The organism is Cellulosimicrobium composti (assembly GCF_009711085.1).
Taxonomy (GTDB): Bacteria; Actinomycetota; Actinomycetes; order Actinomycetales; family Cellulomonadaceae; genus Cellulosimicrobium; species Cellulosimicrobium composti.
The window spans coordinates 1-11,803 of record NZ_WMKA01000074.1 but is presented as its reverse complement, the minus strand read 5'-3'; the positions used below and the strand labels follow the sequence as shown (position 1 = coordinate 11,803).

9 protein-coding genes are annotated in these 11,803 nt (G+C 76.0%); 8 read left to right on the top strand and 1 reads right to left on the bottom strand.

Annotation, left to right across the window (positions count from 1 at the left end; translation table 11 throughout):
• On the bottom strand, positions 1-244 hold a 244-nt coding region (locus GJV82_RS20850; RefSeq protein ID WP_318657821.1), incomplete at its 3' end, for a hypothetical protein.
• Here GJV82_RS20850 and GJV82_RS18455 point away from each other — a divergent pair.
• The 8 genes from GJV82_RS18455 to murC all read left to right on the top strand — a co-directional run bounded on the left by GJV82_RS18455 (position 228) and on the right by murC (position 11,753).
• Positions 228-1,946 (top strand): peptidoglycan D,D-transpeptidase FtsI family protein, encoded by a 1,719-nt coding sequence (locus tag GJV82_RS18455; RefSeq protein ID WP_231492840.1) that lies wholly within the window; start codon positions 228-230, stop codon positions 1,944-1,946. The two genes, GJV82_RS20850 and GJV82_RS18455, sit on opposite strands and share 17 nt — an antisense overlap.
• 112 nt (positions 1,947-2,058) lie before the next feature.
• A complete protein-coding gene (locus GJV82_RS18450; protein WP_024840624.1) occupies positions 2,059-3,723 on the top strand; it encodes a UDP-N-acetylmuramoyl-L-alanyl-D-glutamate--2,6-diaminopimelate ligase in 1,665 nt (554 codons plus the stop codon).
• Complete coding sequence (locus GJV82_RS18445; protein ID WP_155100225.1) at positions 3,720-5,156, top strand: UDP-N-acetylmuramoyl-tripeptide--D-alanyl-D-alanine ligase; 1,437 nt, start codon at positions 3,720-3,722, stop codon at positions 5,154-5,156. The genes GJV82_RS18450 and GJV82_RS18445 overlap by 4 nt, the downstream gene beginning before the upstream one ends.
• Complete coding sequence (mraY, locus tag GJV82_RS18440; protein WP_024840626.1) at positions 5,153-6,235, top strand: phospho-N-acetylmuramoyl-pentapeptide-transferase; 1,083 nt, start codon at positions 5,153-5,155, stop codon at positions 6,233-6,235. Before GJV82_RS18445 ends, mraY begins: the two co-directional genes overlap by 4 nt.
• The gene (gene murD, locus GJV82_RS18435; RefSeq protein ID WP_115942412.1) at positions 6,235-7,683 is read left to right on the top strand and encodes a UDP-N-acetylmuramoyl-L-alanine--D-glutamate ligase; all 1,449 of its coding nucleotides are present in this window, start codon (positions 6,235-6,237) and stop codon (positions 7,681-7,683) included. Before mraY ends, murD begins: the two co-directional genes overlap by 1 nt.
• Positions 7,684-7,695: 12 nt before the next feature.
• A complete protein-coding gene (ftsW, locus tag GJV82_RS18430; protein ID WP_155100224.1) occupies positions 7,696-9,048 on the top strand; it encodes a putative lipid II flippase FtsW in 1,353 nt (450 codons plus the stop codon).
• Positions 9,049-9,123: 75 nt separating this feature from the next.
• On the top strand, positions 9,124-10,278 hold the full coding sequence (gene murG, locus GJV82_RS18425) for an undecaprenyldiphospho-muramoylpentapeptide beta-N-acetylglucosaminyltransferase (protein WP_024840629.1): 1,155 nt from the start codon (positions 9,124-9,126) through the stop codon (positions 10,276-10,278).
• A 77-nt stretch (positions 10,279-10,355) separates the two neighbouring features.
• Positions 10,356-11,753 carry a UDP-N-acetylmuramate--L-alanine ligase gene (gene murC, locus GJV82_RS18420; protein WP_081772328.1) on the top strand — a complete coding sequence of 466 codons (1,398 nt, stop codon included), beginning with the start codon at positions 10,356-10,358 and terminating at the stop codon, positions 11,751-11,753.
• The last annotated feature ends 50 nt before the right edge of the window (positions 11,754-11,803 follow it).

Sequence of the window (11,803 nt, the reverse complement as noted above, 5' to 3'; positions counted from 1 at the left end):
CGTCGGGTCGCACCGCGTCGTCGGGTCGCGGTACGACGTCGGGTCGCGCCGCGGCCTCGGGTCGCACGGGCTCGGCGCGTGCCGGGACGCCGCGCGGACGCACGACGACGACCCGCGCGACGGCCCGCACGGCGTCGGTCGGGCGCAGCGGGCGCCCGCCTGCGCGCCCTGCCCGGGCCGCGCGCGAGCCGGGCCGCCCCGAGCGACGCCAGCGCTGGCTGATCGTCGTGGCGGGGCTCGTCACCACGCTCTTCGTCGCCCAGCTCGTCAACGTCCAGGTGCTGCGCGGCCCGGCGCTCGCCGCGGAGGCGCGCGCCGACCGCACCCGGAGCTCGACGCTCCTGGCCCATCGTGGGGACATCACCGACGCGGACGGCGTCGTGCTCGCGACCTCCGTGGACCGGTACACGGTCGCGGCGGACCCGCTGCGGATCGCCGACTTCGAGCCACGGCCGGGCGACCTCGTCGACGGCGAGCCGCTCCAGGAGGGCGGTGCCGTGGGGATCGCGAAGCTCCTCGCGCCCCTCCTCGGCCGCTCGGCGGTCGAGCTCGCGGCGGACCTCGTCGGCACGTCGCGGTACCTCGTCCTCGCCAAGGACGTCACGCCCGAGGTGCAGCGCCAGATCGCGGACCTGCGGCTCTCGGCCTGGGTCAGCACGACGATGACGAGCGAGCGCACGTACCCCGCGGGGACCGTCGCGGGGAACCTCGTGGGGTTCGTCGACGCCGAGCAGGCCGGCGCGGGCGGGATCGAGGCGTCCTACGACGACGTGCTCGCCGGCACTCCCGGCTCGCGCGAGTGCGAGGCCGGGCTGGGCGGGCAGCAGATCCCGACGGGTCGGTGCGAGGTCGTGGACGCGGTGCCGGGGCGCAACGTGCAGCTCACGGTCGCGCGCGACGTGCAGTGGAAGGCGCAGGACTCCGTCGACCGCGCGGTGAGCGAGACGGGCGCGGACTACGGGATCGCCGTCGTGCAGGATGTCCGCACGGGCGAGGTCCTCGCGCTGGCGGACTCCGGGACGGTGAACCCGAACGACCGCTCGACGGACGCCGTGGCGCACGCGAGCCGGGCGGTCTCGAACGTCTTCGACCCCGGCTCGACGGGCAAGGTCGTCACGATGGCCGCGGCGATCGAGGGCGGCTACGCGGACGCCGGGACGCAGTTCGAGGTCGCCGACCGCTACACGACGCCGAACGGGCAGACGTTCAAGGACTCCCACGACCACCCGGTCCAGCGGCTCACGCTCGCCGGGATCCTCGCCGAGTCGTCCAACACGGGGACGGTGCAGGTGGGCGAGCAGATCCCGAAGCAGGTCCGCTACGACTACCTGCGCAAGTTCGGGTTCGGCGAGAAGTCCGGCCTCGGCCTGCCGGGGGAGTCCGCCGGCATCCTGCACCCCGCGGACGAGTGGGACGGACGCACGGAGTACGCGGTGCTGTTCGGCCAGAGCGTGTCCGTCAACGCGATCCAGGCGACGAGCGTCTTCTCGACCATCGCGAACGGCGGGCTGCGCGCGACGCCCACCCTCGTGTCGGGCACGACCGACGAGCACGGCGACCTCGTGCCGGCGGACCGGCCCGACCCGGTGCGCGTGGTCTCGCAGGAGACGGCGGACACGGTGCTGCGGATGATGGAGTCGGTCGTCGAGGAGGGGACCGGGTCGAGCGCCGCGGTGCCCGGCTACCGGGTCGCGGGCAAGACGGGGACCGCGGAGGCGGCCGGCGCGGACGGCCGGCTGTCGGGGATCATGGCGTCGTTCATCGGCGTCGCGCCGGCGGACGACCCGCGGTTCACGGTCGCGGTCTTCCTCAAGAACCCGCGCTCGTCGATCTTCGGCGGCGTGGTGGCGGCCCCGGTGTTCTCCGAGATCATGGGCTTCACGCTCGAGCACGAGGGCGTGCAGCCCAGCACCGAGCCGTACGTGCCCATCCCGACGACGTGGTGAACCTCACCGTCCGGGCCGCCGCCGGTGAAGGTCCGGTGAAGCGTGGGCCGCGGCGCCGCCCGGTGCCGTCCGCCTTGCCGGGGTGCCGCTGCGGGCACGGTAGGTTCTACACGTGACATCCCCGATCGACCGTCTTCGTCCTGCCGCGACCACCCGCCGGTCGGTCGAGGACCTGGCAGCACGGTTCGGGCTCGACGTCCGCGCAGGTGACGGACCCGACGACGGGTCGTCGCCGGGCGCCGTGGAGGTCTGGTCGGTGGCGTCCGACGACCGCACCGCGGACGAGGGCGACCTGTTCGTCGCGCTGCCCGGCGCCCGCGCGCACGGGGCGCGCTTCGCGCCCGCCGCGGTGGGCCGCGGTGCCCGCGCCGTGCTCACCGACGCCGAGGGCGCCCGGCTGCTCGCCGGGCAGGGGATCGCCGTCCCGGTGCTCGTCGCCGCGGACCCGCGGGCCCTGCTCGGTCCCGTGGCGGCCTGGGTCTACGGCAACCCCGCGCACGACCTCACGACGTTCGGCGTGACGGGGACGAACGGCAAGACGACCACGACGTACCTCGTCGACCACGCGCTGCGCGCGCTCGGCTGGACGGGCGGGCTCATCGGCACGGTCGAGATGCGCTCGGGCGACCGCGTCCTGCCCAGCCGGCTCACCACGCCCGAGGCGGCCGACCTCCAGGCGCTGCTCGGGGCGATGCGCGAGGACGGCGTGCGCACGCTCGCGATGGAGGTCTCGTCCCACGCGCTGGCGCTGCACCGGGTGGACGGCCTCGTGTTCGACGTCGTGGGCTTCACGAACCTCAGCCAGGACCACCTCGACTTCCACGGCGACCTCCAGGAGTACTTCGAGGCGAAGGCGCTGCTGTTCACGCCCGAGCACGCGCGCCGCGGCGTCGTCGTCGTGGACGACGCGTGGGGCGAGCGCATGGCCTCGGCCGCACGGATCCCCGTCGCGACGCTGCGCGTCGCACCCTCCGCGGCGGGGGAGGGCGCGGACGCCGACTGGACGGTCACCGACGTCGAGCCGCTCGTCGCCGGGGGGACGGCGTTCGCGCTGCGTCACCGCGACGGCCGGGTCCTGCGCACGACGACGTCCCTGCCCGGGTCCTTCAACGTCGCCAACGCGGCGCTCGCGCTCGCGCTCGTGCTCGAGGCCGGGACGGACGCGCGCGACCTGCAGGCGGCGCTCGACGCCGGCGGCGGCCTGGCCCCGGCCGTGCCGGGCCGCATGGAGGTCGTCTCGCGGCCGCCGCACCGCCCGCGCGTGGTCGTCGACTTCGCGCACAACCCCGACGCGCTCGCGCTCGCGCTCGACGCGCTGCGGCCGACGACGCCGGGCCGGCTCGTCGTCGTGTTCGGCGCCACGGGCGACCGCGACCGCGGCAAGCGCCCCACGATGGGCGGCGTCGCGGTCGAGGGCGCCGACGTCGTCGTCGTCACGGACGACGACCCGCACGGCGAGGACCCGGCGGCGATCCGCGCCGAGGTGCTGCCGGGCGCGCTCGCCGCGCGCGACGCGGCTGCCGCGGCGGCCGAGCCGCGCGACGTCGTCGTGCTCGAGGTCGCGCCGCGCGCCCGGGCGATCCGGGAGGCCGTCGCCGCCGCCGGGCCCGACGACACGGTGCTCGTCGCGGGCCGCGGCCACGAGGTGTGGCAGGAGATCGCCGGCGTGGACCACCCCCTGGACGACCGCGTCGAGGCGCGCGCCGCGCTCGAGGAGCGCCCCGCGCCGACGCCGCCCCACGACACCCCCGACGATCTGAAGGAGCACCACGCATGATCGAGCTCACTGCGGCGCAGGTGGCCGCAGCGACCGGCGGACGCCTGTCCGCCGACCCTGCGGTCCGGGTCGGGGGACCCGTCGTCGTCGACTCGCGCCGGGTCGGACCGGGGTCGCTCTTCGTCGCGCTGCCCGGTGAGCACGTCGACGGGCACGACTTCGCCGCGGGTGCGGTCGCGGCCGGCGCGACGCTCGTGCTCGCCGCGCGCGAGCTCGACGTCCCGTGCGTCGTCGTGGACGACGTCCAGGCGGCGCTCGGCGAGCTCGCGCGCCACGTGCTCGCGACGCTGCGCGAGCGCGGTGACCTGCGCGTCGTCGGGGTCACGGGCTCCGTCGGCAAGACGACGACCAAGGACCTCCTGGGCCAGCTCCTGCGCCCGGAGGGCCCGACGGTCGTCCCGCGCGGCTCGTTCAACAACGAGATCGGCCTCCCGCTCACGGTGCTCGAGGCGGACGAGACCACGCGGTTCCTCGTGCTCGAGATGGGCGCGAGCGGCGTCGGCCACCTCACCTACCTCACGCGCATCGCGCCGCCCGACGTCTCGGTCGTCCTCGTCGTGGGCAGCGCCCACCTCGGGGAGTTCGGGGGGATCGACGCCGTCGCGCGCGCGAAGGCGGAGATCGTCACGGGGCTCGCGCCGGGCGGTGTCGCCGTGCTCAACGCCGACGACCTGCGCGTCGCCGCGATGGCGGACGCCGCGCCGGGCGAGGTCGTGACGTTCGGGACCATCCCCGCGGCCGACGTCCGCGCCGAGGACCTCGGGATCGACCGCACGGGCCGCGCGTCGTTCACGCTGCGCGTGCGCCCGGGCGCGTCGGCGGGCGCCGACGAGGGGCGCGCGCGCGTGACCCTCGGGCTCGTCGGCGAGCACCACGTGACGAACGCGATCGCCGCGGCCGCGGCGGCCCTGCGCCTCGGGGTCGCGCTGCCCGACGTCGCGGCGCGCCTGTCCGACGCGCGCGCCCTGAGCCCGCACCGGATGCAGGTCACCGAGCGGCCCGACGGCATCACGGTCATCGACGACTCGTACAACGCCAACCCCGACTCGATGCGCGCCGCCCTCAAGGCGCTCGCCGTCATGGCGGGTCGCGACCGCCGGTCGGTCGCCGTGCTCGGCGAGATGCTCGAGCTCGGCGACGACTCGCGCGTCGCGCACGACGACATCGGCCGGCTCGTGGTCCGATTGAACGTCAAGCTGCTCGTCGTGGTCGGCGAGGGTGCCGGAGGCATCCACGACGGCGCGACCCAGGAGGGGTCGTGGGGTGACGAGACGCGCTTCGTGCCCGACGTCGAGGCCGCGTCCGCGCTGCTGCGCGAGGAGCTGCGGGAAGGGGACGTCGTGCTCGTGAAGGCCTCCAACGGGTCCGGGCTGTGGCGGCTCGGCGACGAGCTCGCCGCGGCGGGTACCGCGCCGGGAGGGGACCACGCATGATCGCGATCATCGTCGCGGCGGGCGTCTCGCTGCTCGTCGCCCTCTTCGGGACGCCGCTGTTCATCCGGTTCCTCGTGCACCGCAACTACGGGCAGTTCGTCCGCCAGGACGGGCCGACGGCGCACTTCACCAAGCGCGGCACGCCCACCATGGGCGGCGTCGTCATCATCGGCGCGACGCTCGTCGGCTGGGCGCTGTCCTACGTCGTGTCGGGGCGGTTCCCGAGCGTGTCGGCGCTGCTCGTGCTGTTCCTCATGACGGGGCTCGGGATCGTCGGGTTCCTCGACGACTTCACGAAGATCCGCAAGCAGCGCAGCCTCGGCCTCACGGCGCGCGCGAAGATCGTCGGCCAGGGTGCGGTCGGCATCGCGTTCGCGGTGCTCGCGCTGCAGTTCCCCAACGAGCACGGCCGCACCCCCGCCTCGACGCGCATCTCGTTCCTGCGCGACACCAACCTCGACCTCGCGTTCGCGGGCGCGACCGTCGGCCTGGTCCTCTTCGTCGTGTGGGCGAACTTCCTCATCACGGCGTGGTCGAACGCGGTGAACCTCACGGACGGGCTCGACGGCCTCGCGACCGGCGTCTCGCTCATCGTCTTCGGCTCGTACGTGCTCGTGGGGATCTGGCAGCTCAACCAGACGTGCCAGCGCCTCGCGTCGGCGGGGCCGAGCTGCTACGAGACGCGCGACCCGCAGGACCTCGCGATCGTCGCCGCGGCGATCGTCGGCGCGTGCTTCGGCTTCCTGTGGTGGAACGCGAGCCCCGCGAAGATCTTCATGGGCGACACCGGGTCGCTCGCGCTCGGCGGCGCGCTCGCCGGCCTGTCGATCCTCACGCGCACCGAGTTCCTCGCGCTCATCGTCGGCGGCCTGTTCGTCATCATCGTGCTCTCCGACGTCATCCAGATCGGTTTCTTCAAGATGACCGGCCGGCGCGTGTTCAAGATGGCCCCGCTGCACCACCACTTCGAGCTCTCCGGGTGGGGCGAGGTCACGATCGTCATCCGGTTCTGGCTCATCGCCGGCCTGTTCGCCGCGCTCGGCATCGGCATCTTCTACGCCGAGTGGGTGGTCGGCTAGTGGCGCGCGACCCGCACGACCTCGCGGTCCCGCTCGACCGCGCGCGCGTCGTCGTCGCCGGCCTCGGGGTGTCCGGCCGTGCCGCCGCGGCGGCGCTCGCGACCCGGGCGGCCGCCGTCGTCACGGTGGACTCCGGCGCGGACGACGCGGACCTGCGCGACGCCGCGGACGTCGACCTCGCGGCGACCGACCTCGTCGTCGTGTCGCCGGGCTGGCCCCCGAGCCACCCGCTGCTCGTCGCGGCGGGGGAGCGCGGCGTGCCGGTGTGGAGCGAGGTCGAGCTCGCCTGGCGCCTGCGGGTCGACGGCCCGGCCGGGCGGCCCGCCCCGTGGCTCGCCGTCACCGGCACCAACGGCAAGACGACGACCGTCGAGATGCTCGACACGATCCTGCGCACCGGCGGGCTGCGCGCCGCGGCCGTGGGCAACGTCGGCACGCCGGTCGTCGAGGCCGTGCTCGACCCCACGCTCGACGTCCTCGCGGTCGAGCTGTCGAGCTTCCAGCTCCACTTCACGCACACGACCTCGCCCGAGGCCGGCGCGGTGCTCAACGTCGCGCCCGACCACCTCGACTGGCACGGCGGGCTGGACGCGTACGCGGCCGACAAGGGCCGGGTCTTCGAGGACGCCCAGGTCGCGTGCGTGTACAACGTCGCGGACCCGCGCACCGAGGCGCTCGTGCGCGAGGCCGACGTGGTCGAGGGTGCGCGAGCCGTCGGCTTCACGCTCGGCGCGCCCGCGCGGGGCCAGCTCGGCGTGATCGAGGACGTCCTCGTGGACCGCGCGTTCCACGCGCCCGCCGACGCGCCCGACCGGCACTCCCACGCGGCCGAGCTCGCGACGCTCGGCGACCTCGCGCACCTCGCGGGCGCGGACGGCGTCGTGCCCGCGCACGTCGTGGCGAACGCGCTCGCCGCGGCCGCGCTCGCGCGCGCCCACGGCGTCCCGGCGGTCGCGGTGCGCGACGGCCTGCGCGCGTTCCGCACGGGCTCGCACCGCATCGAGCAGGTCGCGGTCGTCGACGACGTCGCGTACGTCGACGACTCGAAGGCGACGAACGCGCACGCGGCGTCCGCGTCGCTCGCCGCGTTCGCGCCCGGCACCGTCGTGTGGGTCGCGGGCGGGCTCGCGAAGGGCGCGTCGTTCGACGAGCTCGTCGTCGCGCGCGCGGACCGCCTTCGCGCCGTCGTGCTCATCGGCGTCGACCCGGAGCCGTTCGCCGGGGCGCTCGCCCGACACGCGCCCGATATCCCGGTGGTCCGCGTCGATCCTGGCGACACTGGGACCGTGATGACCCGCGCCGTCGACTCCGCGCGCCGCCTCGCCCAGGCCGGCGACACCGTCCTGCTCGCGCCCGCGGGCGCGTCGATGGACCAGTTCCGCTCGTACGCCGAGCGCGGCGAGGCCTTCGCCGACGCGGCGCGCGCGCTGCGCCCCGACCACGGGTAGGCCGGGACGGCCATGACACAGACCGCGAACGGACGAGGGGCGCCGTCGACGCGCACGACCCCGCGCGCGGGAGCGGGCCGGACGTCGTCGCGCGCCCGGGGGTCGTCGCCGGCGCGCACCGGTGGGCGGCCGCGCACGACGCCCGCGCGCACCGAGCGGCAGTGGCTGGGGCAGTGGAACAGCACCGTCACGAGCTACTACCTGCTCGTCGGCGCGACCGCGCTCCTGACGATCGTCGGTCTCGTCATGGTGTTCTCGAGCTCGGCGGTCACGCAGATCGCGGCGGGCAAGTCGCCGTTCGGCGCGTTCCTCGACCAGGCGAAGTTCGCGCTCATGGGCCTGCCCGTGCTCCTGGTCGCCACGAGGATCCCGGTCGACTGGTACAAGCGCCTCGCGTGGCCGGCGCTCGTCGCGGCCCTGGGACTGCAGATGCTCGTCTTCACCCCGCTCGCCAAGAGCGTCAACGGCAACGCCGGGTGGATCGACCTCGGCGTGTTCACGTTCCAGCCGGCCGAGGTCGCCAAGCTCGGCCTCGCGCTGTGGCTCGGCGCGGTGCTCGGGCGCAAGCAGCGGCTGCTCGGCCAGTGGAAGCACGTGGTCGTGCCCGCCGTCCCGGTCGCCGTCCTGGTGATCGGCCTCGTGCTCGCCGGGCACGACCTCGGGACCGCCCTGGTGGTCATGGCGCTCGTCGCCGGCGCGTTCTTCGTCTCGGGCGCCGACGGGCGGCTGCTCGCCCTCGGCGCGGCGGTCGCCGCGTTCGTCGTGGCGTACGTCTTCATCCTCAACCAGGACGGCGGCGACCGGCTGGGGCGCATCCTCGCGACGTACCGCGAGTGCACCGACACGCTCGGCGAGTGCTACCAGTCCCGGCACGGGCTGTGGGCCCTCGGCACGGGAGGCTTCACGGGCGTCGGGCTCGGTGCGAGCCGGGAGAAGTGGAGCTACCTCCCCGAGGCGCACAACGACTTCATCTTCGCGGTCATCGGCGAGGAGCTCGGCCTGCTCGGGACGCTCCTCGTCCTCGGCCTGTTCGTCATCGTCGGGGTCGCGACGAGCCGGATCGTGCGGCGCCACCCGGACCCGTTCGTGAAGATCACGACGGCCGCGATCGCGTGCTGGATCGTCGGGCAGGCGTTCATCAACATCGGCGTCGTCATCGGGCTCCTGCCCGTGATCGGCGTCCCGCTGCCGCTCGTCTCCGCGGGTGGCTCGGCGCTCATCATGACCATGGCGGCGCTCGGCGTGCTCATCTCGTTCGCGCGGACGGAGCCCGGCGCGGCCGAGGCCCTCGCCGCGCGGGGGAGCGTCGTGCGCCGCTCGCTCGCCGTCGTCGGCCGGGCGGCGCCCCGGCGCCGGACGCGGTGAGCCCGTCCCCGGCACGGGCGGTTCGGACCACAGACAGGACGCGGCGGCTGCCGCAGGGAAAGGACGACGAGGTACGTGACGACGATCGGTTCGGTGGTGCTCGCGGGCGGCGGGACGGCGGGGCACGTGAACCCGCTCCTCGCGGTGGCGGACGAGCTGCGGGCGCGTGAGCCCGGCGTGGTGGTGACCGCGCTCGGCGTGGCAGGCGGGCTCGAGGACGACCTCGTCCCGGCGCGCGGGTACCCGCTGCGGTACGTGCCGCGCGTCCCGCTGCCGCGGCGCCCGAGCGCCGAGTGGGTCAACCTGCCCGGCCGGCTGCGGTCGGCGGTCGACGCGGCGGGTGCGGCGATCGACGAGACCGGCGCGCGTGTCGTCGTCGGGTTCGGCGGCTACGTCTCGACCCCCGCCTACCTCGCCGCGCGACGCCGCGACATCCCCGTGGTCATCCACGAGCAGAACGCGCGCCCCGGCCTGGCGAACCGCCTGGGCGCCCGGTGGGCCGCGCGCGTCGGCGTGACGTTCGAGGGCACGCCGCTCAAGGGCGGCGTCGTCACCGGGCTGCCGCTGCGCCGCGAGATCCAGGACCTCGTGACCGCGCGCGCCGCCGACGCGGACGCCGTGCGCGCCGACGCCGCCGCGCGGCTCGGGCTCGACCCGCGGGCACGCACGCTCGTCGTGACGGGCGGGTCGCTCGGCGCGCAGAGCCTCAACGAGGCGGTGTCCGGAGCCGCGGACGCGCTCCTCGGCGCAGGCACCCAGGTGCTGCACCTCACCGGCAAGGGCAAGGACGCGGCGGTGCGCGACGCCGCCGCGGCCGCCGTCGCGGCCCACCCCGGTGCGCGGTACGACGTGCGCGAGTACCTCGCGGAGATGCAGCTCGCGCTCGCGGTCGCCGACGTCGTCGTGTGCCGAGCGGGTGCGGGCACGGTAAGCGAGCTCGCGGCGCTCGGCATCCCCGCGGTCTACGTGCCGCTGCCGATCGGCAACGGCGAGCAGCGCCTCAACGCCGGCCCGGTGGTCGCCGCGGGCGGTGGCCTGCTCGTGGACGACGCGCAGCTCGACGCGGCGTGGGTCGCGCGCGAGGTCCCGGCGCTCCTGGGCGACCCGGCCCGGCTCGACGGCATGGCCCGCGCCGCCGCCGGCGCGGGCGTGCGCGACGGCGCCGCGCGGGTCGCCGACCTCGTCGCCGACGCGGTCGCCGCGGCCGGGCAGGGCGGGGCGCGCTCGTGACCCGCCGGGACGTCGCGCGACCCGTGCCGCTCGGGGAGCTCGGCACGGTGCACCTCGTCGGGGTCGGGGGAGCGGGCATGTCCGTGGTCGCGCGCCTCCTCGCCGCCCACGGGGTGCGCGTGCAGGGCTCGGACGCGCGCGAGAGCGACGCGCTCGCGGCCCTGCGGTCCGACGGCGTGCGCGTCTGGGTGGGCCACGACGCGGCGCACGTCGCGGGCGCGGACACGGTCGTCGTGTCGAGCGCCGTGCGCGAGTCGAACCCCGAGCTCGCGGCCGCGCGCGCCGCGGGGCTGCGCGTGCTGCACCGCTCGCAGGCGCTCGCGTCGCTCATGGCGCGCGGCCGGTCGGTCGCGGTCGCGGGCGCGCACGGCAAGACGACGACGTCGGCGATGATCGCCACGGTCCTGCGCGGCGCGGGGCTCGACCCGTCGTTCGCGATCGGCGGCACCGTGCTCACCGCGGACGGGCCGGTCGCGGGCGGTCACCTGGGCTCCGACGTCCTCGTCGCGGAGGCCGACGAGTCGGACGGCTCGTTCCTCAACTACGCGCCCGACGTCGCCGTCGTCACCAACGTGGAGCCCGACCACCTCGACCACTACGGGTCGCGCGCCGCGTTCGAGCAGGCGTTCGTCGACTTCGCGGCCCGGATCGTCCCGGGGGGCACGCTCGTCGCGTGCGCGGACGACGCCGGGGCCCGCGCGCTCGCCGCGGCGCACGCGCGCGACGGGGGCGCCGTCGTCACGTACGGCGCGTCCGCCGACGCCGACGTGCGGGTCTTCGACGTCGCGCCCACGGACGACGACGGGCGGCCGGGCGTCCGCGCGATGCTCGCCGGGTCCGTGGGCCCCGCGACGCTCGACGGGCTCGAGCTGCGCCTGCGCGTGCCGGGCCACCACAACGCGCTCAACGCGACCGCGGCCGTCGTGACGGCCGTCGTGCTGGGCGTCGACCCGGGCACGGCGGTCGCCGCGGCCCACGGGTTCCTCGGCACGGGTCGCCGGTTCGAGGAGCGCGGCAGCGCGGGCGGCGTGCGCGTCGTCGACGACTACGCGCACCACCCGACGGAGGTCGCCGCGCTGCTCGCCGCCGCCCGGCCCGTCGCGGCCGGCGGGCGCGTGCTCGTGCTGTTCCAGCCGCACCTCTTCTCGCGCACCGCGACGTTCGCGCGCGAGTTCGCGCGCGCGCTGGGCGGCGCGGACGAGGTCGTCGTGACGGGCGTGTACGCCGCGCGCGAGGAGCCCGACCCGACGGTCGGCCCGCGCACGATCACGGACCTCATGGACGGCTCCGCCGTCGTCGTGGCCGCGGTGGACGACAGGGTCGAGGCGGCGCGGCGGGTCGCCGACGCGGCGCGCCCGGGCGACCTCGTGCTCACCGTGGGGGCCGGCGACGTCACGGAGCTGGGCGACGTCGTCCTCGCCCGCATCGCCGAGCGCGCCGACGGCGCCGCGGCACCTGCCGGGGGCGAGGCCTGATGCGCCCGCCGCCGCGGCCCCGTCCGGCCGCGCCGCGGCCGTCGCGGTCG